The 22,936-nt window shown below is 72.8% G+C and carries 19 protein-coding genes, 4 tRNA genes and 1 pseudogene; 17 read left to right on the top strand and 7 right to left on the bottom strand.

Going from position 1 to position 22,936, the window contains the following annotated elements; all coding sequences use genetic code 11:
• Positions 1–7 precede the first annotated feature (7 nt).
• Both NZH93_RS33730 and NZH93_RS33725 read left to right on the top strand, forming a co-directional pair.
• The gene (locus NZH93_RS33730; RefSeq protein WP_259627325.1) at positions 8–1,762 is read left to right on the top strand and encodes an AMP-dependent synthetase/ligase; all 1,755 of its coding nucleotides are present in this window, start codon (positions 8–10) and stop codon (positions 1,760–1,762) included.
• Between the two features lie 161 nt (positions 1,763–1,923).
• Positions 1,924–2,280, top strand: coding sequence for a hypothetical protein (locus NZH93_RS33725; protein WP_259627324.1), 357 nt, complete (start codon positions 1,924–1,926; stop codon positions 2,278–2,280).
• A 7-nt stretch (positions 2,281–2,287) separates the two neighbouring features.
• Here the strand turns inward: NZH93_RS33725 and NZH93_RS33720 are convergent, their stop codons facing one another.
• Entirely contained in the window at positions 2,288–3,277 is a 990-nt protein-coding gene (locus NZH93_RS33720; protein WP_259627323.1) for a LacI family DNA-binding transcriptional regulator, read from the bottom strand.
• Between the two features lie 189 nt (positions 3,278–3,466).
• On the opposite strand from NZH93_RS33720, the gene NZH93_RS33715 reads away from it, so the two are divergent.
• The 4 genes from NZH93_RS33715 (at position 3,467) to NZH93_RS33700 (ending at position 6,391) form a co-directional block, all read left to right on the top strand.
• Positions 3,467–4,045: an anti-sigma factor gene (locus NZH93_RS33715; protein WP_259627322.1), complete on the top strand. Its 579-nt coding sequence runs from the start codon at positions 3,467–3,469 to the stop codon at positions 4,043–4,045.
• Positions 4,046–4,111: 66 nt separating this feature from the next.
• Complete coding sequence (locus tag NZH93_RS33710; protein WP_259627321.1) at positions 4,112–5,047, top strand: DUF1996 domain-containing protein; 936 nt, start codon at positions 4,112–4,114, stop codon at positions 5,045–5,047.
• A gap of 91 nt (positions 5,048–5,138) precedes the next feature.
• Positions 5,139–5,690, top strand: coding sequence for a sigma-70 family RNA polymerase sigma factor (locus NZH93_RS33705; RefSeq protein ID WP_259627320.1), 552 nt, complete (start codon positions 5,139–5,141; stop codon positions 5,688–5,690).
• Positions 5,687–6,391: an anti-sigma factor family protein gene (locus tag NZH93_RS33700; protein WP_259627319.1), complete on the top strand. Its 705-nt coding sequence runs from the start codon at positions 5,687–5,689 to the stop codon at positions 6,389–6,391. Before NZH93_RS33705 ends, NZH93_RS33700 begins: the two co-directional genes overlap by 4 nt.
• A 122-nt stretch (positions 6,392–6,513) precedes the next feature.
• Here NZH93_RS33700 and NZH93_RS33695 read toward each other — a convergent pair whose 3' ends face one another.
• Positions 6,514–10,395: a TIR domain-containing protein gene (locus tag NZH93_RS33695; RefSeq protein ID WP_259627318.1), complete on the bottom strand. Its 3,882-nt coding sequence runs from the start codon at positions 10,393–10,395 to the stop codon at positions 6,514–6,516.
• A gap of 49 nt (positions 10,396–10,444) precedes the next feature.
• On the opposite strand from NZH93_RS33695, the gene NZH93_RS33690 reads away from it, so the two are divergent.
• Positions 10,445–10,891 (top strand): toll/interleukin-1 receptor domain-containing protein, encoded by a 447-nt coding sequence (locus tag NZH93_RS33690; RefSeq protein ID WP_259627317.1) that lies wholly within the window; start codon positions 10,445–10,447, stop codon positions 10,889–10,891.
• On the opposite strand, the gene NZH93_RS33685 is transcribed toward NZH93_RS33690, so the two are convergent.
• The 5 genes from NZH93_RS33685 to speB form a co-directional block, all read right to left on the bottom strand.
• On the bottom strand, positions 10,881–11,840 hold the full coding sequence (locus tag NZH93_RS33685) for a zinc-binding dehydrogenase (protein WP_259627316.1): 960 nt from the start codon (positions 11,838–11,840) through the stop codon (positions 10,881–10,883). The two genes, NZH93_RS33690 and NZH93_RS33685, sit on opposite strands and share 11 nt — an antisense overlap.
• A gap of 75 nt (positions 11,841–11,915) precedes the next feature.
• Entirely contained in the window at positions 11,916–12,797 is an 882-nt protein-coding gene (locus tag NZH93_RS33680) for a transglutaminase family protein (RefSeq protein ID WP_259627315.1), read from the bottom strand.
• Entirely contained in the window at positions 12,794–13,609 is an 816-nt protein-coding gene (locus NZH93_RS33675; RefSeq protein WP_259627314.1) for a transglutaminase-like domain-containing protein, read from the bottom strand. Before NZH93_RS33675 ends, NZH93_RS33680 begins: the two co-directional genes overlap by 4 nt.
• Before the next feature lie 64 nt (positions 13,610–13,673).
• Complete coding sequence (locus NZH93_RS33670; protein WP_259627313.1) at positions 13,674–15,023, bottom strand: thiamine pyrophosphate-dependent enzyme; 1,350 nt, start codon at positions 15,021–15,023, stop codon at positions 13,674–13,676.
• Positions 15,020–15,988 carry an agmatinase gene (gene speB, locus NZH93_RS33665; protein WP_259627390.1) on the bottom strand — a complete coding sequence of 323 codons (969 nt, stop codon included), beginning with the start codon at positions 15,986–15,988 and terminating at the stop codon, positions 15,020–15,022. Before speB ends, NZH93_RS33670 begins: the two co-directional genes overlap by 4 nt.
• Before the next feature lie 130 nt (positions 15,989–16,118).
• Between speB and NZH93_RS33660 the strand changes: the two genes are divergently transcribed.
• The 10 genes and pseudogenes from NZH93_RS33660 (at position 16,119) to NZH93_RS33615 (ending at position 22,936) form a co-directional block, all read left to right on the top strand.
• Positions 16,119–17,546: a PucR family transcriptional regulator gene (locus NZH93_RS33660; protein ID WP_259627312.1), complete on the top strand. Its 1,428-nt coding sequence runs from the start codon at positions 16,119–16,121 to the stop codon at positions 17,544–17,546.
• A 225-nt stretch (positions 17,547–17,771) separates the two neighbouring features.
• Positions 17,772–17,845, top strand: a tRNA-Arg gene (locus tag NZH93_RS33655).
• Positions 17,846–17,913: 68 nt separating this feature from the next.
• Positions 17,914–17,985: transfer RNA gene (locus tag NZH93_RS33650), tRNA-Glu, on the top strand.
• 120 nt (positions 17,986–18,105) lie between these two features.
• A tRNA-OTHER gene (locus tag NZH93_RS33645) sits at positions 18,106–18,177 on the top strand.
• Between the two features lie 2 nt (positions 18,178–18,179).
• Positions 18,180–18,256: transfer RNA gene (locus tag NZH93_RS33640), tRNA-His, on the top strand.
• A 77-nt stretch (positions 18,257–18,333) separates the two neighbouring features.
• Positions 18,334–18,750 (top strand): annotated as a pseudogene (locus NZH93_RS51480) (DUF4383 domain-containing protein); the annotation flags it as partial.
• A complete protein-coding gene (locus tag NZH93_RS33630; RefSeq protein WP_505011381.1) occupies positions 18,633–19,946 on the top strand; it encodes an NsdA family TPR-like regulatory protein in 1,314 nt (437 codons plus the stop codon). The pseudogene NZH93_RS51480 and the gene NZH93_RS33630, both read left to right, overlap by 118 nt.
• 80 nt (positions 19,947–20,026) lie before the next feature.
• Positions 20,027–20,839 carry an AraC family transcriptional regulator gene (locus tag NZH93_RS33625; RefSeq protein WP_259627309.1) on the top strand — a complete coding sequence of 271 codons (813 nt, stop codon included), beginning with the start codon at positions 20,027–20,029 and terminating at the stop codon, positions 20,837–20,839.
• A 22-nt stretch (positions 20,840–20,861) separates the two neighbouring features.
• Positions 20,862–22,232 (top strand): pyridoxal phosphate-dependent decarboxylase family protein, encoded by a 1,371-nt coding sequence (locus NZH93_RS33620; RefSeq protein WP_259627308.1) that lies wholly within the window; start codon positions 20,862–20,864, stop codon positions 22,230–22,232.
• 17 nt (positions 22,233–22,249) lie between these two features.
• Positions 22,250–22,936 (top strand): M50 family metallopeptidase, encoded by a 687-nt coding sequence (locus NZH93_RS33615; RefSeq protein ID WP_308214266.1) that lies wholly within the window; start codon positions 22,250–22,252, stop codon positions 22,934–22,936.

Below are 22,936 nucleotides of genomic sequence, written 5' to 3'. Positions count from 1 at the left end.
AGAAGACATGTCCGTCCCCACGGTCGGTTCCGCGCGCGTCGTCTCGGACCTCCCGTTCGTGGCCGCCGAGGTCCACCAGGACCGCGTGGCCTGGCGCTACCGAGCGGACGACTCCTGGCAGGAGAAGACCTTCGTCGAGGTCGCGAAGTCGGTGGGGGACCTGGCTTCCGGCCTGGTGCTCGCGGGCGTCGGGCTCGGTGACCGGGTGGCCGTGCTCGCCGAGACCCGGTACGAGTGGTCGACCGCGGGGCTGGCGATCCTCGCCGCGGGCGGTGTGGTCGTGCCGATCTACGCGAGCAGCTCTCCCGAGGAGGTCGCCTACATCCTCGGCGACTCCGGCGCGGTGCTGCTGGTCGCGGAGAACGCCGCGCAGGCCGCGAAGGTCGACGTGGCCGCGATCGAGGACCTGCGCGAGGTCGTCCTGATCGAGGGCGAGGGCCGGACGATCGCCGACCTCGCGGCGGAGGGCCGGGCCACCCCCGCCGGGGAGGAGTTGGAGACGCGGCGCGCGGGACTGTCGCCGGACGACCCCAGCGTGATCATCTACACCTCGGGCACCACCGGGCCGCCCAAGGGCTGCGTGCTGACGCACCGCAACTGGCTGGCGATGTGCCACCTGACCGAGGAGCTGTCCTACGTCGTCGCCGACGACACGGTCTACCTGTTCCTGCCGCTGGCGCACGTGTTCGCGCAGATCACCCAGTTCTCCGCGCTGTACATGGGCGCGACGCTGGCGTTCTACGGCGGTGACGCGAAGCGGATCGTGCCGGAGCTGGCCGAGGTGAAGCCGACGTTCCTGCCGTCCGTGCCGCGGATCTTCGAGAAGATCTACACCATCGCCACCGCGGGCATCCCGGCCGAGCAGTTGCAGCAGGCCGTCGGCGTCGGCCTGAAGCACCGCGCGCTCGTCGCGGCGGGGCAGCCCGTCCCGCCGGAGCTGGCCGCCGCCTTCGCCCAGGTGGACGCCGTGTTCGCCCGCGTGCGCGGGGTGTTCGGCGGCAGGCTGCGGCAAGCGCTGTCCGGCGCCGCGCCGATCTCGCCGGAGGTGCTGAACTTCTTCCTCGCCGCGGGGGTTCCGGTGCTGGAGGGCTACGGCATGAGCGAGTCCACCGGAGTCGGCACCACCAACACCCTGGCCAGGTTCCGCATCGGCTCGGTGGGCGCGTTCGGCGTGGGCGGCCTCGACATCCGGATCGCCGAGGACGGCGAGATCCTGATGAACGGCCCCCACCTGTTCGCCGGGTACTGGCGCAACCCCGAGGCCACCGCCGAGGTCCTCCGCGACGGCTGGCTGCACACCGGCGACCTCGGCGAGGTCGACGAGGACGGCTTCGTCCGGATCACCGGGCGCAAGAAGGACATCATCATCACCGCGGGCGGCAAGAACATCGCGCCCGCCAACGTCGAGAACCAGCTCCGCCAGTCGCGGTGGATCTCGCACGCCGTGATCTTCGGCGACCGCCGCCCGTACCTGGTCGCGCTGATCACGCTCGACGCGGAGGAACTGCTGCCGTGGGCGGAGAAGCAGGGGATCGGCGGGAGCTACGCGGAGCTGGTCCGGCACCCGGACGTCGTCGCGCTGGTGCAGGGGATCGTCGACGAGGCCAACGCGCACTTCGTGAAGGACTCGCAGATCAAGCGGTTCACCATCCTCGACCGCGACCTGTCCCAGGAGGACGGTGAGCTCACGCCGACGCTGAAGGTGAAGCGCAAGGTCATCCACACCGTCCACGAAGGCCTGTACCAGGACCTCTACTCGTAGGCCGTCGCTGGGCGCACCCGCGGGTGTGCCCAGCGTCACCGTTGTGCGAAGTTGATCAACGCGGCATGCTCGGGTGTCCGCGCGTCCGGGGGGACGCGCGCCGAACACCTGGGGCTGTTCTTGCTGTTCTCCGCGCACGACACGGGTACGGTCGCCTGACCATGCCCGACGACCTGACCGAGTTCCGCCGCTGGATCCTCGCCGTCCTCGACGGCGTCGCCGCGGACTCCATCCGCCAGATCCGCTACCTCCGCTCCGTCGGGGTCGGCGTCGACGAACTCGTGCTGGAGCTCGACGACGCCGTCGTCACCGCGCAGGCCAAGTACCGGGAAGGCCTGCTGGACGAGGAGGAGCTGGCGCTCGTCGAACGCGTTGGCGACCACGTCGACGCCATGCCGCCCAGTCCCGGTCCACTGTGGACGGAGGCCGCGCTCGGCGAGGCGGCCGAGTGGCGCGAGCTGCGCGAGGCCGCGGCCGAGGCCCACGACGCGCTGGCGAAGCTGTGGGTGGACCGCTAGGGCCGCTCTACGCCCCGCCCGGTGGCGGCGCGGTCGTGCCGCGGACGATGATCTGCGTCGGCAGGGTGATGTGCGGAGCCGGTTCGCCGGTCGTGTCGAGCCAGTCGAGCAGCATGTTCACCGCGGTGCGGCCCGCCGTCGCGAGCGGCATGGCGACCGTGGTGAGCGCGGGGGCCGTCAGGGACGCGTAGGTCAGGTCGTCGAAACCGGTGACGCTGACGTCGTCCGGTACGGACACGCCGCGGTCCCGCAGCCGGGCCAGCACACCCAGGGCCATCACGTCGTTGTACGCCATGATCGCGGTGACGTCGGCGGCCAGCGCCAGGTCGGCCGCTTGCAGGCCGCCCTCGTAGCGGGGGGCGAACGGACCGAGTTCGACCAGGTCGACGCGGTGGTCCGCGACGGCCGCGGCCAGGCCCCGGCGGCGTTCGGAGTTGGCCCACGCGGTGCGCGGCCCGGTGAGGTAGGCGATGCGCGAGTGCCCGAGCGCGACCAGGTGGGCGACGACCTGGCGCAGGCCGTCCGCGCCGTCCATCACGGTGCTGGGGACGCCCGCCAGGCGGTGGTTCAGCAGCACCAGTGGCGCGGTGTCGGCGGCCAGGACGATCTGCGGGTCGGTCACGCCGGGGGAGCACAGCAGGAGGCCGTCGACCTGCTTCGCCATCGCCCGCACGAGTTTCGCCTCGGCCACCGGGTCCTCGTCGCTGTCCGCCACGAACACCGCGTAGTCGGCCTGGGCCGCGCGGGTCTGCACGGCCTTCAGGATGCCGGTGAAGAACGGGTTGTCGAGGTCGGGAACGACGATGCCGATGTTGCCGGTCTTGCCGGTGATGAGGCCTCGGGCGGCGCGATTCGGCTGGTAGCCGAGTTCCGTGGCGGCGGCCAGCACTCGTGATCTCGTGTCGGGTCGGACGAGGTCGGGGGAGGACAGCGCGCGCGACACCGTCGCCACCGACACGTGAGCTCGGCGTGCCACATCGCGGATGGTGATCGTCACGGTGGCCAATTGAACCTTAATTGTGATGAAAGCTCGTGATTGGGGTGCCGTTGAACCGATTTCGGGGGAGCCCCGTTTCCAGATGCAGGTCACGTGGAACCGCGGGCCTCCCCAAACGTCCAGGAGGGCCGGCCATGACCACCAACCGCGCACTACCCGTCCGCGCGGCCACCGCGATCGATCCGGGTCATGGCCGCTGACGTCCGCGTGCCGCCGTGGTCACCACAGGAGTTCGAGCTGAACGAGACGACGATGCACCGAGAGTTCGACCTACCCCCCGAAGCAGCCCTCGACGGCCGTCCCGAGGGCGGTGACCTGCTGCTCCAGCGCACCCTCGGCCGGGTCCGGCACGAGAAGGCGCGCGAGGGCAGACGGCGCCAGAGCTTCGCCGTCGTGGTGTCGACGAGCCTGCTCGCCGCGGCCCTCGCGGGCGGCGTGGTGATCGGCAGGCACCTGACCGGCGACTCCGACGAGTTCGTCGTCGGCGCCATCTCGAACGGCGCCAGCATCAGCGCGGTGGTCAGTCCCGCCGAAGGCTGGTCGCGGCTGCGGGTGAACGTCAAGGGCGTGCGCGCGGGCGAGCGGTGCTGGCTCGTGGTCACCGACGTGCACGGCGGCCGGTTCGTCGTGGGTAGCTGGATCGCCGGGACCGGCGAACCCGGCCGCGGCGTCACGCTCGACGGCGCCGCACTCGTCGCCGCCGACGACCTGGAGGCGGTCAACGTCGAAACGCTCGACGGCCACGTCCTGGTGTCCGCTCCCCACTAGGTCCCGCCGATCTTCCGCGACAGGGGTAGTCGACACGTCGACGCGGGGGGTTGGTTAGCTGTCGCCGTGCTCCGAACGATCCCGCTCGCGGCCGTCGCCCTCGTGGCGGCGTGCACGACGCCGGGCGCGACCCCCGCGGACGACCTGTTCGTCGGCATCGACCAGGTCCAGGTCTCCCCAGGCGACCCCGCGCCGAGCCCCGACGCGTCGACGGGCGTGGTCACGTCCTCGTGCGGCCGCAACGCCGAGCGCCACCTCAACGCCGACAACGCCGTCATCTCGCCGGGCCTGGCCAACGGCGCGCACCACACCCACGAGTACGTCGGAAACCTGTCCACGACCGCGTTCTCGACGCCCGAGAGCCTCGCCGCCGCGACGAGCACGTGCGCGAACGGCGACCTGTCGTCCTACTTCTGGCCCGTGCTGCGGCTGACCGACGTCGTCGGCCACGACGCGCACGCGGAAGGCGGGGGCGTGCACGGCAACACCGGCGAGGTGCTGTCGCCGGACTCGGTGACCGTGACGTTCACCGGCAGCCCGGTGGGCAAGGTCGTGCCGCTGCCCCGGTTCCTGCGGACGATCACCGGCAACCCGTCGGCCGCCACCAGCGGCGGCCTGAACGCCAACGCCAAGTGGGGCTGCTCCGGGTTCGCCGACCGGTTCACCGTGAAGTACCCGCGCTGCCCGGCGGGCAGCAAGCTGCAACGCACGTTCGACTTCCCCAACTGCTGGGACGGCCGCAACGTCGACAGCACGTCGCACCGCGACCACATCGTTCCCGCCGCGGCCAACGGCGCGTGCCCGCCGACGACGTTCCCGGTGCCGCGGCTGCGGCTGGTGGTCTCCTACGACGTGCCCGCGGGCAGGCCGTTCGCCGTCGACAGCTTCCCCGACGAGCACCGCGACCCGATCACCGACCACGCGATGTTCGTGAACGTGTTCCCCGACGAGGTCATGGCCCGGTTGGCCGACTGCCTCAACGAGGGGCGGACCTGCGGTTGAGGACATCGGTGGAAGTACTTCGACACTTTCGTGAACCACCGCGGCCCCGGAGCCGTGTGTGCCTGGACAGGTTGATGAGAGGAGTGGGTGGATGGCGGCACTGTGGTCCCGCAAACGGGAGGCCGCGGCCGACGAGGCGCTGATCCGATCGCTCTACGAGGAGCACGGTCGGGCTCTGCTCGCCTACGCGACGCGGTTGACCGGCGACCGGGCGGCTGCCGAGGACGTGGTCCAGGAGACCCTCCTCAGGGCCTGGCGCCACCCCGACGCGCTCGTCAACGGGAAGGGTTCGGTGCGCGGCTGGCTGCTCACCGTCGCCCGCAACATCGTGACAGACCGGGTCAGGGCCAAGGCGGCCCGACCGCAGGAGGTCGCGGAGTCGCCGACGACCCCTCCGATCGAACGCGATCACGCCGAGTCGGTGGTGAACTCCGTCGTGGTGCTCGAAGCGCTCGACCAGCTCTCCCCGGACCACCGCGACGTCCTGCGGGAGATCTACTTCAACGGCCGCAGCGTCACGGAGGCCGCCGAAGCGCTGGGCGTGCCACCGGGCACGGTCAAATCCAGATCCCATTACGCCTTGCGCGCCCTGCGCGAGACGTTCGCCGGACAACAGGTGGCCTTGAAGGGGGTGGCCGGATGACCACGCAGCACGATCCACAACTGCTGGGCGCCTACGTGCTGGGAGCCCTCGACGAGCAGGAGGTGCGGTCCGTGGAGGAGCACCTCTCCCGCTGCCCGGAGTGCCGGGCCGAGCTCGACGAGCTGCGGACCATGGAGGCCTACCTCGGCGACGTTCCGCCGGAGGCGCTGCTCGACGGACCGCCGGAAGGCGGTGACCTGCTGCTCCAGCGCACGCTGCGGCAGATGCGGTCGGAACGCGGTGGCGCGGTCCGGCGCAGGCAGTTCGCACTCGGCGCGGCGGCCGCCGTCGTCGCCGCGGTCGTGCTCGGCAGCGGTGTCGTGGTCGGTCGGAGCACCGCGCCCGTCACGGAAGCGCTGCCCGGACCGACGTCGTCGGCCGCCACTCCACCCGCGGGCACGAAGGTCGCCACGTTCGCGGACCCGAACACCGGCGCGCGGATGACCGTCCAGGTCAAGCCCGCCGCGGGCTGGGTCCGGGTCAACGCGGGCATCGGCGGGATCCCGCAGAACGAGAAGTGCCGGTTGTTCGTCGTGGCGAAGGACGGCCACCGCGAGGAGATTGGTAGTTGGCTGGTCTCGAAGGCCGGGGAGGCGGACGGCACGAACCTCGACGGTTCGGCCCTCATCGCCCCGGACGACGTGGCGGCTGTCGAGGTGGAGAACTTCGACGGCAAGAAGTTCGTCAGCGTGAAGGTCTAGGAGCCACGTGTTCACCGCTTCTGCAGGGGAAGCGGAGAACACGCCACCCGCACCCGCTGGGGTGCGGACACCCGGTGCGCGTGCCGCTTTCGCAGGGGAAGCGGGACGCGCACCGGGCTCTTTCACGGCTTGAGCAGGTCCGGCCAGTCGTAACCGGTGCGCCGCGAGCGGTGGGCGGTCCTCTCCACGAGGGCCAGCCGGATGTTGCGCCGCACCCGTTCGTCGAGGTCGGGTTCGTCGAGCAGCAGGGTCATCCCGTGCCGCAGTTCGGCGTGCCGCCGGGGTTCCAGGTGCAGGACGACGCTCGCGGCGAACTCCTCGTCCAGGTCGCCCCTCAGCGCGTCCAGGACGGCGAGGTGCTCGCCCGGTTCGGCCCCGGCCAGCACCTCGGCCATGGCCGGTCGCCAGCGCACGGCCGTGTCCTTGCACGCCCGGCGCGGCGCGTGCCGGAGCCGCCTGCCGAAGTCCAGCAGGAACGGCAGCCCCGCGGCCCCGTGCCGCACGAAGCCCGACACCTTCCCCAGGACGGCGGACTCGACGGGTTCGCGAAACGCGAGCCGCAGCAACTCCTCGGCGTCACCCGGCGCACCCCACCCGGCCAGCAGCACCACCAGGAGCGACCGGGCCTCCAGCGCGTTGGCGGACGGCGCCCCCTCCGCGGGGTCCCAGTCCGCCCGCGGTGCCAGGACGCGCCGCACGTCCGCCGCCGGGTAGTGGCCCGAGGCGAGTCCCAGCCCCAGCACCTGCACCAGCGACTTCCGCACCGACACCTCGCGCGCCGCCCCGAGCCACCCCTCCACGGTGCTCAACGCTGGTGGCACCAGCCCGTCGCGGCGGACCAGCGCGACCAGCAGGCGCGCCCCGTCGCGGCGGTCGGTCGCCCGGTCGGACCCCAGACCGGACTCGACCAGCGTTCGCAGCGGCCCGCTCCGAGCGCGGAGCGGGTAACCGGCCACGTCGGGGTGCCGTTCGAGAAACTGGTGGAGGTGCCCGCACCCGCGGCGCTCGATCAGCACGTCGAGCAGCATCCGCTGCTCCTCCGGGGAAGCGGTGCCGCGCAACGACTGCTGGATGAACGTCCGGATCGCGTGCGGCGCAAGCTCTTGCCCCGCCGCGATCCCGGCCACCGCGGCCCGCGCCCCCGCCGAGCCGACCCCCGCGCCCCGCACCACCAGGCGCAGCAGCACGTCGGGGTCCAGCCACGGCGCGACCTCGTCGTCGGACAGGCGGCGGGAGGCGGCTTCCGCGACGCCCACGGCGACCACGGGTTCCACGTCCTGGCGCTCCAGCGTGCGCCGAACCGTGTCCGCCCACCGCTGCCGCGCCCCCACGGGTTTCTTGTGGGACGCGGGCAGCCCCTCGGCCAGCCAGTCCGCCCAGCGGTCGAGCATCCGGTTCGGCGCGCGGCGGGTGTAGCCCACCAGCCAGCCGCGGTTGATCTCGGCGTGCACCTGGGGTTCGTCGTGCCCGCGCAGCAGGAGCGCGACCACGTCGACCGTCTCCAGCGGACCGTCCGTGGCGAGCGCGGCCAGCACCCCGCCGAGCAGCGCGCCGTCGCGCGAGGCGACCTTGTCCGCCGCGGCGACCGTGGCGAGCGCGGTCTTCAACTCGACGAGCAGGAGCGACCACCCGTACCGCTCGGCGAGCCGCGTCGCCGCGATCCGGTGCGCCTCGGCGTGCGCCAGGGTGACCGCCTGCCCGCGGGTGGCCGTCGCGCCGACGACGCCGTCCGCCCACGTCGCCAGGTCGACGTCCGGCAGGTCCGCCTCCCGGTCCAGCACCGGGCGCAGGATCGTGACCAGGTGGTGGCCCGCGCTCCTGAGCGCGGTGAGCCTGCCCAGCTCCCGCAGTTCGGCCAGCGCGAACTCCGGGTCGACGGTCAGCAGCCCGGTGAACAGCCTCGGCAGCTCGGCGCGGAACGTGGCCAGCCCCGCCGCCCGCTTCGTCAGCTCCAGCCGCCGCGCGCCGACGACCGCCAGTTCGGGATCGCGCTGCGCCAGGCGGGACAGCACTCCCAGGACGCTCACCCACGCGGCGTCGGCTCGGTCCGCGCACGCCTTCAGGACGTCCACGTCGTGCTCGGTCCACCGGCGCTGCGGCGGGGGCATGAGCGCCAGGCAGTCCCGCGCCACGGGCAGGCTCGCCCGCGCCAGCACGTGGCCGAAGGGCTCCCAGCACTCCTCCGGCACGTCCGGGCTCTGGGCGAGCACCGAGAGGATCGTGCGCTGGAGCGCGTACGGGAACGGATCGCCCGCGCGGTCGGTGAACGTCCGCGAGAGGTCGGCGAGCATCCGCACGGCCAGGTTTCTCGCCGCCGAAACCATGGAGTCGTCGCGCCACGCGCACAGCCACGCCTGCTCGAAGACGGCCAGCAGCAGGTAGTCGTCCGGCCTGCCGCGGATGCGGTCGTGCAGGAGCGCCAGCGCGTCGGCTCGCCTGGCGTGCAGCAGGGCCTGCGCGGCGGCGAACTCGAAGAAAGTCTGGTGGAAGAAGCGGAACGCCTGCCCGGAGGAGCCGACGACGAGTTCACCCACGCCCCGCTGCACCAGGAGGTCGACCTCCCGGCGCCGCTCACCGGGGTCGAACGAGCGGTCCGGCGCGACCTCGGGGATGCCGTCGCGCAGCATGGCCACCGCGAGCTGCCGGACCGACCCGGCCAGGTCGACGTCGTCCGACGACTCCTCCGCCGACCCGACGCGGCGGTCGCGGACGACCCGGTCGCGCCAGAACTCGTAGTACAGGTCGGTGATGTCGACGTTGTCGGCGATGGCCGACGGCGCGTAGAGCTGGAAGAGCATGCGCAGCGTCAACGGGCGGAGGCACAGGGAGCCGAGAGGGCGTTGGCGCGCCACGGCGGAGATGATCCGGGCCGCCATCCCGCGGGCGTTCTCCGCGCTGTGGCAGTAGAAACGGCTGTGCGACGCCACCGCGCGCTCGAACTCGCTCGGCGAGCCGTCCGTCGCGTAGTCGGTCAGCTCCACGACGACCCAGTCCTCCGGCAGGAGGCCCGCTTCGTCCGGACGTGAGGTCACGACCACGGACGCCCCGCCGTCCGCCGCGGCGTTGACCGCTTCGACCAGTGCGAGGTGCCCGGCCTCGCCGGTGACCACCAGGTCGGCGGTGTCGACGAGCAGAGTGCACGCTTGGCCCGCCCGTTCGACGGCCGCCGCGATCATGCCCGCGTCCACCAGCGCGGGCCGGTCGCCGACGCCGCGCAGCCAGGTCGCCTTGAGCAGGAACACCTCGTGCCCGTCGCCCGCCAGCAGGCCGTTCGCCAAGCCCCACAACAGGCTCGTCTTGCCGGTGCCGGGACCTCCGACCAGCAACTGCGGCGCGCTCGTTCCGTCGAGCAGGCGGCCGAGCACCTCCGGCGCCACGTCGCGTTCGACGTAGAGGCCCTTGCCGAAGTCGCCCGACCGGAGCCCGTGGGGCACCTGGCCCGCCTCGGACCGGGCCAGGCCGCTCAGCACCCGCAGCCGGGGGAGCGCGTCGTCGGTCTGGTGGAGGACGCGGCGGGGCGGCGCGGGCGCCTCCTTGATCAACCGGTCGACGGACCGGAAGCTCCGGTGCTCGGCCGGGGTGAGGCCGGGGAAGCTCGGCGTGAGCGCGGGCTTCTCGCGCAGGCCCAGCGCGGTGAGGAGGCGGTCCGCGGCGGCGGACTCGGACCGGAAGTCGTAGAGCGGCACGGGGATGAGCGGTGACAGCGGGCCCGCGTCGCCGGGGCGGACCAGCAGCGGGGCCACCAGCCCGCGCTTGCCGGTGGGGTCGCGGTGCACGGCGCGCAGCCACTCGCTCCGCGTCACCTCGTCGGCGAGGCTGGCATCGCTGACCACCGCGAAGACGCGGTAGCCCTCCTCCAGCATCCGGTCGAACTCGTGGACGCGGTTGCTGCCCGCGCGGTAGTCCAGGTGGACCGGAAAACCGAGGTCGTCGACCTGGTAGGCGATCCACTCGGCCCATGATCGATCCGCCTCGACCCAACTGATCGCGATGCCGGCGGACACCCCCGCAATCCTGCCTTGCCCGTTCCGGAACGGGTAGTAGCGTCGCGGCGTGGCGGATCGACTCGACTTCTTCATCAGCTTCGGCGGTCCGGACGAACCGTGGGCGGAGTGGATGGCCCACGTCCTGGAGGCCGAGGGGTACACGGTGCTGACCCAGGCGCGGGACATGCGGCCGGGGCGGAACATCGTGCACCTGACCCAGCAGGGCGTCCAGGCCGACCGCACGATCCTGGTGCTGAGCCCGGACCTCTTCGACCGCGACTTCCCGGCCGCCGAGTGGTACTCGGTGTTCTTCCAGGACCCGGTCGGCAGGGCCCGCAAGCTGGTCCCGGTGCTGGTGAGCGACTGCGAGCTACCCGGACTGCTCGCCCCGATCGTCTACATCAAGCTGCTGGACCTGCCTCCGGAGCAGGCGCGCGAGGTCCTCCTCGACGGCCTCTCGCCAGGCCGCAACGTGCCGAGGACCCCGCCGCCCTACCCCGGTGTCACGGCTTGAGCACGACCTTGCCCACGGTCTCGCGGTTCTCCAGCGCCCGGTGCGCCCGCGCGGCGTCGGCCAGCGGGAACGTCGAGCTGACCACGGGAGTGAGCCTGCCGGACGCCGCCGCCGCGAGGGAAAGTTCCTCGAACTCCCGCAGCCTGGGGAACAGGCGCGGGCCCAGCGCCACGGACGCCGACAGGGTCCGGGCGAACAGTTCGTCGCTGGTGAACTTCGTCGGCTCGGTGCCCAGCGCCCACCCGAACAGCACCACCCGGCCGCCGGGCACGAGCAGTTCGAACGCGGTCCGGCCCGCCGCTCCGCCGACGGCGTCCAGCACCACCGTGACCCCCTCGATCCCCTTGTCCCAGCCCGGTTCCCGGTAGTCGACCGCGAGGTCCGCGCCCAGGCTCCGCACCAGGTCGACCTTGGCCGCGCCACCCGCCGCGCCGATCACCCGCGCGCCGACGGCGTGCGCCTCCTGGACGGCCAGCGCGCCGATGCCGCCCGCCGCGGCGAGGACCAGCACGGTGTCGTCCGGGCGGAACGCGGCGGCCTCGAACACGCCCATCGCCGTCCGTCCGGTGCCGATCATCGCGACCGCCACGTCGTCGGACACGTGGTCCGGCAGGGAGTGCAGCGCGGAGACGTTCGCCACGGCGACCTCCGCGTAACCGCCGCTGGCCTGGCCGAGGTGCGCCACGACCCGGCCGCCGAGCCACACCGGGTCGACGTCGGCGCCGAGCGCGGTGACGACACCCGCCACCTCGCGTCCGGGGGTCATGGGGAGGGCGGGCAACGGGAACGGGCCCCTCTTCAGCCCGGACCGGATGGTCGTGTCGACCACGTGGACCCCGGCGGCGGACACCGCGATCCGCACCTGGCCCGCGCCGGGCTCCGGATCGGGGACCTCCTCGAAGGCCAGGTTCTCGGCGGGGCCGAAGGTGTGCTGGCGGATGGCGTGCACGGGCGTCTCCTCGGTTCGGTGATCAACCGAACGTAGGAGCTGAGGTTAGGTGGAGGTCAAGACCGTGCTTCCGGATCACGCCGCACTGAGGACACCCACGCGGCGGTTCGTGGTGAGGGTGCTGTTCGGGGTGCCGTTGTAGCTGCCGGACGTCGGCGGCACGTCCGCGTAGTCCCGGCCGGTGGCGACGGTGATGTACTCCGCGCCCGCCCGCTTCCCGTTGCACGGGTCGAACGGGATCGCCACGGCGGCGTCGCCGTCGGGGACGACGGCCTCCATCCAGCCGTGGGTGCCGCCCTCGCCGAGCAGGTGCCCGGACACGTACCGCGCGGGCACGCCGACCAAGCGGCACAACGTGATCATCACGTGCGCCGAGTCCTGGCAGACGCCGCGACCACCGGACAGCGCCTCGGCGGCGGTCGTCTCGACCGACGTGACGCCGTACTCGTAGTGGACGGCGTCGTGCACCAGCGCGCAGATCCGTTCGGCCCGCTCCAGCGGCGAACCGCCGCGCACGCCCGCGGCCAGGTCGCGCAGGCGATCGTCCGGTGTGGTCAGCCTGGTCGGGCGGAGCAGGCGCTGGTCGCGCAGCGCCGACGCGGGCAGGTGCACGGGGCCGTCGGCGCGGACGCGTTCCAGCAGCGCGACGACACCGAACCGGACACCCTCCTCCACGCGGTCCGCCCGGACGCGCACGACGGTGTTGCCGTGGCCGTCCAACCGCGACCGCCTGCGGACGGCCGCGCCCTCGACGTCCAGCCGGTGCGCGCGGCGGTGCTGGTTCCCGTGCCGGGCCAGCGGCACGACCACGAGCCGGTGGTCGAGCTGGTCGATCGGCTGGTCGTAGCCGTAGTGGAAGCTCTGCTCCAGCACGTAGGTGACCCGCTCGGCGCCGTCCAGGTCCACGGCGGTGTGGTCCAGCAGCGGGCGGGACAGCAACTCGGGGCTCAGCGTCACGGTTGTGCCTCCTCGGCGTGGACCACCATCGAGTGGAGCGTAGGGCCGCCGAACGTCGTGGCCATCGCCACGTCGGACGCGTCACGTCCGCGCCCCACGACCACGCGCCCCTTGAGGCGGCGGTTGTTGCGCGGGTCGAACGTCCACCAGCGGTCGCCGAGCCAGACCTCCATCCACGCCGCGAAGTCCATCGGGTCCGGCGAGGGCTCGGTGTCCAGGTCGGGCAGGTACCCGAAGACGTAGCGGGCCGGGATGTTCAGCGCGCGGCAGAACGAGATCGCCAGGTGGGTGAAGTCGCGGCACACGCCGTACCCGGACGTGTAGACGTCCAGCGCGGTCGACGTGGGCAGGCTGCTGCCGTAGCTGAACGTGAGGTGGTCGTGGACGTGCTGGGTGATCTCCTGGACGCGCCGGTAGCCGGTCGGCGTCGAGCCGAACCGGGACCACGACTGGTCGGCGAGCATGTCCGGCAGCACGTACCGGCTGGGCAGCGTGTAGATCAGCACGTCGTCGGGCAGCCGCTCCGGCACGATCTCCGGCGCGTCCTCGTCGAAGTCCTCGACCGCGTCCGGCACCACCGCGAGCGCCTCGTACGTGAGCGTCGACATGCCCTGCGGCAGCACGACCCGCAGGCACGGGTTGTCGTAGAGGTCGCGGTAGCCGTGCGAGTCGACCTCGGGGTCGATCCGCCACTCCTCGGACAGCACCTTCACCCGAGGCTCGTCGTTCGCCTGCACCTGGAACACCGTGGGCGTCCTGATGGCGGCCTCGTACGTGAACTCGCACCCGATGCGCAGCCGTCGGTCTCCCATCACCTGATAGTGGTCTACTCCGGTTGCTTCCGCGTAACGCCTGGTCGCGTCGAACTCGAACGGTCTAGTGGTCGACCCCCCACGGCAGCCCCAGCACCACCACGTGGGGGCCCTGCCAGGCGAGCGCCTCGGACAGGTCGTCGCGCACGGTCGAGGGGGTGCTGCCGGTCGCGGGCACGCCCAGCGCGTGCGCGATGCCGAGCAGGTCCGCTTCGCCGTCCACCACCAGCCACGTCACCCGCAGGTCGTGCCGCCGGGCCGTGGCGAGTTCCCGCAGCCCCAGCGCGGCCGTGTCGCCCCCGGACACCGCCAGCACCGGCACGTGGTCCCCGAGCGCGACCGCCGCCCCCAGCGCGGCGGGCAGGGCGTAGCCCACGCCTTCGGGCCTCCCGCCCATCGCGGAGTCCCGCGGATCCCACGCGCACCAGGGTCTGTCCCCGAACACGGTCCGGTCCCAGAAGGTCGGCGAGTCGTCGGGCACCGCCGCCCGGATCGCGTCCAGCTCGGGTTCCGGGCGGCGCACCAGGTCGAGCAGGGCGTGGACCGCGGCCTCCCCGGCGCCCGCGGTCCTGGGCTTCACGGTCTCCGCCAGGTCCGCCAGGACGAACCGCGCGTCGCCGTGCACGCCCCCGTCACCCACCTTGTCCGCGTCGGCGTCCACCCGGACGACGTTGTCGCGCGGCGAGTCCAACCCGGACCCGACCACCAGCAGCAGGTCGGCCTCCTCCAGGAACCGGGTGGTGTGCTCGTCGGACAGCCACGACTGCGCGGACAGCGCGTGGTCCCAGGGGAACGCGCCCTTGCCGCCGAACGTCGTCACCACCGGCGCGCCCAGCTTCTCCGCCAGCGCCAGCAGCTCCGCCCGCGCGTCCCCGCGCACCACGCCGCCGCCCGCCACCACCACCGGGTTCCGGGCCTCGTCCAGCCGCTGGGCCACCGACTTGACCGATCGGGGTTCGGGGATCACCGCGTCCGGGCAGGACACGATCGCCGCGACCGACGGGATCGACGCCCGCCCGCGCAGCACCTCCTCCGGCACCCGCACCCACACCGGCCCGAACGGCGCGGTCGCGGCCACGTCCCACGCCCGCGCCACCGCCTCCGCGATCCCGGCGGCGTTCGCGACGGTCTCGCTGTGCTTCACCGGCACCGTCGCGTCCCGCACGCCGATCGCGAGCACCGCGGCCGACCCGCTCAGCTCCCCGACGACCCCCGGCGCCAGCAGCGGCGTCACGTCCCCCGTGACGCGGGAGTGCCCGTCGGCGGTGAACGCCGGGTCCGGGCAGTCCACGTACCGCAGCTTCGACCGCCCGATCGCGTCGAACGGCCCGAGCACCAGCGGCCCGAACACCGTGCGGGCTCCCAGCGCCACCAGCGCCTCGGCCAGCAGGTCCCCTCCGGTGCGCTCGCTCACCGGCACCTCCCCCTCTCGTTCAGCGCCACCAGCGACACCAGGTCGTAAGCGACGTGCGCGGCCGCGACCGACGTGATGTCGGCGTGGTCGTAGGCGGGCGCGACCTCGACGACGTCCGCGCCGACCAGGTTCGCCCCCGCCACCCCGCGCAGGATCTCCAACAGCTCCCTGCTCGTCAGCCCGCCCGCCTCCGGGGTCCCCGTGCCGGGGGCGTGGGCGGGGTCGAGCACGTCGATGTCGACCGACACGTACAGCGGCCGGTCGCCGATCCGCTCGCGCAGCGCGTGCGCGACCTCGTCCACGCCCCGGCGCATCACGTCGGCCGACGTGACGACACCGAAGCCGAGCCGTCGATCCTCGTCCAGATCGCCCCGCCCGTACAGCGGTCCGCGGGTACCGACGTGCGACAGGGCCTCGGTGTCCAGCAGGCCCTCCTCCACCGCGCGGCGGAACGGCGTGCCGTGCGTGTACGGCTCGCCGAAGTAGGTGTCCCACGTGTCCAGGTGCGCGTCGAAGTGCAGCAGCGCCACCGGACCGTGCCTGCGCGCCACGGCCCGCAGCAGCGGCAGCGCTACGGTGTGGTCGCCGCCGATCGTCACGAGCTTCGCGCCGGTGTCCATCAGCCCGGACGCCTGCAACTCGATCTCGGCGATGGCCGCGCCGATGTCGTAGGGGGTGCACGCGATGTCGCCCGCGTCGACCACCTGGCACTCCGCGAACGGCGACACGTCCAGACCGGGGTGGTAGGGCCGCAGCAGGCGGCTGGCCTCGCGCACGGCCGTCGGCGCGAAGCGGGCGCCGGGCCGGTAGGAGACGCCGGTGTCGAACGGGACGCCGACGACGGCGATGTCCGCGTTCGGCACCTGGTCCAGGCGCGGCAGGCGGGCGAACGTGGCGGGCCCGGCGAACCGGGTGGTGACCGAGGAGTCGGCCGGGCCCAGCGGGGGCCGCGCCGTGCCGTGCACCGGAACCACGTCGCAGTCCTCCCCTTGAACCGTTGTGCTCCAGACCATAGGAAGCGCACGCTGAAGCGGTAAGTGGACCATTCGCACAACGCGGAGCCGTCCGTTGTGCACTTCGGAGGAAGCCATGGTCATGCGCACCGTCCCACTCGCCGCACTGGTCGACCGGGCCGACCTCGGGCTCACCGTGCTCGTCGGCGAGGACGCCCTCGACCGCCCGGTGTGCTGGGCGCACGTCAGCGAACTCGTCGACCCCGTGCCCTACCTGCTGGGGCAGGAACTGCTGCTCACCGCGGGGGTGACCCTCCCGGACGACCTCGACGCCTACGTGTCCGGGCTGGTCGGGCGGGGCGTCTCCGCGCTCGGGTTCGGGGTCACGCCGGTGCACAACGCCGTGCCGACCGACCTGGTCGACGCCTGCCGCGCGCAGGGACTGCCGCTGGTCGCCGTGCCACCGGGGACGCCGTTCCTGGCCGTCAGCCAGGCCGTGGGCACCGCGCTCGCCGAGGCGCAGAACGCCGAGCTGCGGCTGCTCGCCGACAGCCAGCGGGCGATGACCAGGGCGGCGGTCCGGCCCGGTCCGGTCGACGGCACGCTCGCCGCGCTCGCCGACGCGCTGGACTGCTGGGCGCTGCTGCTCGACGCCGACGGCGAGGTGCTGGCCAGGACCGGGGGCGCGCCCACCCCGTCGGACGACCTGCGGGCGCTGGCCGACCGGGTCGGCGCGGGCCGGGGGCCGCGCAGCGCGGGCACCAGGGTCGACGGCGACCACGTCGTGCTGACGCCGGTCGAGCACATCGGCAGGCGCCCGTCGGTGCTGGTGATCGGCCGGGCCCGCTCGCTGTCCGTCGCGGACCGGGCCGTCGTCGCGGTGGCGCTGGCGCTGCTCGCGCTGCTGCGCCAGGACCCCGACCCCGCCGCCAGGCTCGCGGCCAGGCTGGTGTTCGGCGGCGACCCGGCCGACCTGCTGGAACGGCTGGTCGGCGACTCGTCGTTCCAGGTCGTCGCGGGCGCGGGGGAGGAGCACTACGAGCGGCTGGCGGAAACGCTGGGCACACCGCTGGTGGACGTGCTCGCCGAGGGGTTCCGCGCCGTCGTGGCCGCCGGGTCGGTGACCGCACCGGACCTGGTCGTCGGCGTCAGCGCGCCCGCGACCGCGGCCGAACTCCCCGCGGCGGAACGGGAAGCCGCCGCACTGCTGCGCCGCGCCCGCGCCACCGGCCGGTCCACCTGGGCGGAGGAGGGCACCGGCATCGCCACCCTCGTCGACCCGGCCAGCGCCCAGCGGTTCGCGTGCAGGCTCCTCGCGCCGCTCGCGGAGCAGCGCTCGCCGTCCGCGGGCGAACTCGTCGAGACGGCCCGCGCGTGGCTCGCGCAGCACGGCAACTGGGACCGCAGCGCCGCCGCGCTCGGCGTGCACCGCAACAGCGTCCGGCACCGCATGGCGCACGTTGAACGCGCACTCGGACTCGATCTCTCCTCGGCCCAGCACCGCACCGATCTGTGGTGTGCGATCAACTGGCTGCCACCCGGTTGGCCGGTGCCGGAACAATCCGAATAAATGCTTTGCCGATAGTGCGGGAGTCGTTCATAGTTGTGCCAACACGGCGAACGGGAGGAGGGGATCATGAACCAGCGCGGAGAAGAGTGGACCGGTGCGGCGACGCGATTCCGGCATCTCGAACGCGATCGGCGCTTCCGGTCGTGACCTGCGCATAGGTCACGACGGGGAGCCGTCGATCGGGAAACCGGTCGGCGGCTCTTTTGCGTTTGTGTCAATTCGGATATCCCAGTAGCTCAGGTGGACAGAGCACGGCACTACGAATGCCGGGGTCCCTGGTTCGAGTCCAGGTTGGGATGCTGCCGACGAGTTCGGGGAAGGGGCGAGTGCGTTATCAGCCGTTCCTTCTTCGCGAGTTCGGCGACCAGGCGTGTTCGTCCAGTGGTCAGGACGTCGGATTCTCACTCCGGAAACACGGGTTCGACTCCCGTACGCGCTGCTGCCCGGCCTTCATGGGGTGGGTCGGGTACACCTCGGCACGGCGAGGTCCGCTGGTTGAACTCCTGTCCGGTACCGGCGGGGAACGGGTCCGTGGTCACCCGTTCCCCGTCCGGCCCGAACCTCTGTAGCCCTACGGGAGGGGCACCGGGTCCAGACCCGGCCGGAGCGCGTTCGACTCGCGCCGGAGGTGCTGAGATCGATCCCGAAGTGGACGAGGGGCCGGGTCGTGATCCCGGTGCAAGTGGGTTCGAGTCCCACCGATCTCCCCAACGCGGCGCTGAACACCGATTTCACTCAATCTCACCCTGCGCGTTTGCTCTGTGTGTGATCCGGGTAACCGCCCGTCATGAGGAACTCGACTGCTGGGCGTGTCAAGGTCAAGGTCGCCGGCCTGCAACCGGCACAGGTGTTGGTGGCGCTCGTGTCCCTGCTGTTCATCGCAGCGGGCGTGGTGGGCTTCCTTCGCACGGGTTTCGGCGACTTCGCCGGGGACGAGCACGCGATGGTGCTCGGGTTCGCCGTCAACCCGCTCCACAACGTCATCCACCTCGCCTTCGGTGTGCTCGGCCTGCTGCTGGCGGGTAGTTCCGCCCTGGCCCGCACCTACGGCTGGGTGCTGTTCATCGCGTACGGCGCGGTGTTCATCTGGGGTCTGATGCTCGCGGGCGTCATCTCGTCCAACCCCGTCTCCGGGATGGGCAACCCGCTGGCGCTCAACAGCAACGACAACTGGCTGCACCTCGGCTTCGCCGCGGTCGGTCTGCTGATCGCCGTCCTCCCGGCCCGGCGCAAGATCATCGTCGACGAGCCCGAGCTCGTCGAGCAGCCGGTCGTCGAGCCCGCGCACGAGACGGACCACCGGATCGTGCCCGAGCGGACGAGCGACGTGAACGAGCCGACCACGCGGGACCGCGACGTCGTCGAGCCCCACACGACGACGCCCCTGCCCGCGCAGCACACCCCCGAACCCCGCACCGGCGACGTCCCGGCCCAGGCGCAGGAGGACGTGAAGCGCCACCGGGTGGGTCATTGACCCGGCTGGGTGCCTCGGACGTGGCTCGACTGGAAGCCGCGACCCGCACCCTCAGGGCGTTGGACTACGAGCACGGCGGAGGCGCATGCGTCTCCGCCGTGCTCGCCCAGCTCACCACCGGCCGCCGACTGCTCGGCGACGCCGTCTCCCCCGACGTGGCCGCGCGGCTGCGGCTCGCGCTGGCCGACCTGCACAACCTCGCGGGCTGGATCTCGTTCGACCTCGGTCGGGCCGAGTCCGCCCAGGCCCACTTCCGCGCGGCGCTCGACCTCGCCGACGCGGCGGACAACCAGTCGCTCGCGGCGAACGTGCGCTACCGGCTCGGTCGGGTCCACCTGCACCACGGCAGGCTCGACGAGGCGCTGCACGAGTTCGACGCCTCCGCCCACGTGGCGGGCGCGGCGGGCTCCGAGCTGGAACTGGCCATCGTGGACGCCAACCGCGCCTGGGCGCACGCCAAGCAGGGGGACGCCGTGCGGGCGGAGCGGTTCCTCGCCGCCGCGCACGACGGCTTCGCCGCGGCCGACCCGGAGGCGGCCCCCGACTGGGCCCGCTTCTTCACCGCCGCCGACCTGACCGGCATGACCGGCACCGTCCACGCGAGCCTCGCCGAGGCGGGCGACGTCCGGCACGTCGAACAGGCGGTGCCCGCCCTGCTCGAAGCCATCGAGGGCTACGGCGAGTCCATGGCCCGCAGCCGGGCGTTCGGCACGATCGAACTCGCGGTCAGCTCCCTGCTCGCGGGTGAGGTGGACGCGGGCGTCGAAGCGGGGCACGACGCCGTCCGCCAGGCGACGCCGATCCGCTCGGTGCGCACGGTGGACCGGATGCGGCCGCTGCGCCAAGCGGCCAACGCGAGACCCGACCACGAGGGCGCCAGGGAACTGGTGCGGCGCGTGGAGGCGTTCAGCGCGGGGTCCGGCTAGACCGATCGCGGTCCATAGGACAGTCCTATCCCCACTTCCGGGAACGCGGCGACGCCGTCCGCGCCGCTTACTGTGACCGGATGACCGTTGTCGACGACGTGCGCTACTGGCGGCACCCCGCGGTGTCCGGTGTGGACCTGATCCGCGCGCACTACGTGACCCACGGGTTCGGCAGGCACAGCCACGACACGTTCGCGATCGGCGTCGCGACCACCGGCGTCGAGGAGCTGCGGCTCGACGGCGAGGTGCACCGGGTGCTGCCCGGCGGGCTGGTGATGATCAACCCCGGTGTCGTGCACACCGGCCGCCCCGCCGTCGAGGGCGGGTGGGCCTACCGGGCGTTCTACCCGGACGTCGAGGTGGTGGCGGAGGTCGCCGGTACCGCGAGCCCGTGGTTCACCGAGCGGATCGTCTACCACGCCGACGCGGCCGCGGCGGTCGTCGCCGCGCACCGGGCCGCCGAGTCCGCCGACCGGTTGGCCGCGAGTTCCCTGCTGGGGCAGGCCCTGTCGGCGCTGCTGCGGGCGTACGGCGGGAAGCACGTGCCACCGCCGCCACCCGGTGGCGGCCGGGACGTGGAGGCCGCGCGGGAGATCCTGCACGAGCGGCTGGCGGAGCCGCCGAGCCTCGCCGAACTGGCGGCCGAGGTCGGCACGGGACAGTTCGCTCTGTTGCGGGCGTTCCGCGCCCGGCACGGGCTGCCGCCGCACGCGTACCTCAACCAGCTCCGCGTCCGCCGGGCGTGCGCCCTGCTCGACCTGGGCACGCCCGTCGCGCGGGCGGCCGTGGAGGTCGGGTTCACCGACCAGTCGCACCTGGCGCGGCACTTCCGCCGGATCGTCGGCGTCGCGCCGGGGCACTACCGGCGCAAGAACGTACAAGATCGGCCCTGACGTCCCGACCTAGCCTGCCGCCATGTTGGAACCGGACCGGGAGACCCGGCGCGAGTGGACCGACGCCGTGGGCGCGTTCGTGGAGGACTTCGTCGCGGGCCTGGCCAAGGCGCCCGCGAGCGAGCCCGCCCCGGCGGACCTGACCGAGTTCCTGGCGGAACCGCCGGAGCGGCCAGGCACGTTCGACGACCTGCTGGCGACGTTCGGCCGGGCGGCGGGCTACGCCGTGGAGACGGCCGGGCCCGGCTACCTCGGCTACTTCCCGGCGGGCGGGCTGCTCAGCTCCGTGCTCGCCGAGACGCTGGCGCAGGCGGTGAACCGCTTCACCGGCGTGGCCGACACCGCGCCCGCGCTGGTCGCGATGGAGCACGCGGTGATCCGCTGGTTCTGCAGGCGCTTCGACCTCCCCGACGGCGCGGGCGGCGTGATCACGTCCGGCGCGTCGCTCGCGACCCTGGCCGCGCTGACGACCGCCCGCGAGGACCGGCTCGGCGGACCCGACCCGCTCGGCACGATCTACGTCACCGAGCACACCCACTACTGCGTGGCGAAGGCCGCCCGGATCGCCGGGTTCACCTCGGCGCAGGTGCGCGTGGTGCCGGTCGACGACGACCTGCGGATGGACCTGGCCGCCGCGGAGGCGCTGATCGCCGACGACCGGGACCGCGGGCTGAGGCCGTTCTTCCTGGTCGGCACGGCCGGGTCGACCAGCACCGGCACCGTGGACCCGCTGGACGCGCTCGGGGCGCTGGCGGCGCGCGAGGACCTCTGGTTCCACGTCGACGGCGCCTACGGCGGCTCGTTCCAGCTCACCGACCGCGGCCGGGCGATCCTGCACGGGGTGCACCGGGCCGACTCGATCACCCTCGACCCGCACAAGAGCCTGTTCCTGCCCTACGGCACCGGCCTGCTGCTGGTCCGCGACGAGGCCCGGCTGCGGGCCGCGCACGCCGCCGACGGCCACTACCTCCAGGACCTCGACCGCGAGCACGACCTGCCCGACTACGGCGACCTCGGCCCCGAGCTGACCAGGGAGTACCGCGGGCTGCGGCTGTGGCTGCCGCTGCACCTGCACGGCGTGGCCGCGTTCCGGGCCGAACTCGACGAGAAGCTCGACCTCGCCGCGCTGGTGCACCGGGAGCTGTCGGCGGAGGGGAACCTGGAGGTGCCGCTGGTGCCCGACCTGACGGTCACGGTGTTCCGCTCGCCGTTCGGCGACGCCACCACCGAGCGGCTGCTGGAGCGCATCAACGGCACCCGGAGGATCTTCCTGTCCAGCACCCGCCTCGACGGGAAGCACACGCTCAGGCTGTGCGTGCTCAGCCACCGCACCCACCGCGCGCACGTCGAGGAGGCACTGGACATCGTCCGCCGGGCCGCCCGCGAATCCTGACTGGCAGTATTGGTGCGGTGCCGACGTTGACGGAGTTGTGGGACAGGCCGGACGCCGCGGTCGTGCTCGGGTCGGCGCTGGTGGCCATGGTGTTGGTGCTCAGCCGGGGGATCTGGCGGGTCAGCCGCAACGTCGTGACCATCGCCCACGAGGGCGGTCACGCGTTGTTCGCGCTGCTCAGCGGGCGCAGGCTGTCCGGGATCACGTTGCACTCCGACACGTCGGGCGTCACTGTGTCGCGGGGCAGGCCGACCGGGTTCGGGATGATCCTCACCGGGTTCGCGGGGTACGTCGCCCCGTCGCTGCTGGGGCTGGGAGGGGCCGCGCTGGTGGCGGCCGACCAGATCCGCCCGCTGCTGTGGGGCAGCACCGCGCTGCTGATCGCGATGCTCGTGATGATCCGCAACGTCTTCGGCGTCATCTCCGTCGTGGTCACGGGCGCGATCGTGTTCGCGGTGTCGTGGTTCGCCACCGTGGAGGTCCAGAACGCCTTCGGCTACCTGTTCTGCTGGTTCCTGCTGCTCGGCGGCGTCCGCCCGGTGTGGGAACTCCAGCGCAAACGTGTGCGCGGCCGTGCCCCCAGTTCGGACGCCGACCAGTTGGCCCGCCTGACCGGCGTCCCCGGCACGCTGTGGGTGCTGGTGTTCGGCGCGATCTCCCTCGCGTCCCTCTACTTCGGCGGACTGCTCCTGCTCGCCGTGTGA

The organism is Umezawaea endophytica, assembly GCF_025061645.1.
GTDB classification, from domain to species: domain Bacteria; phylum Actinomycetota; class Actinomycetes; order Mycobacteriales; family Pseudonocardiaceae; genus Umezawaea; species Umezawaea endophytica.
This window is presented reverse-complemented; position numbering and strand designations above follow the sequence as displayed.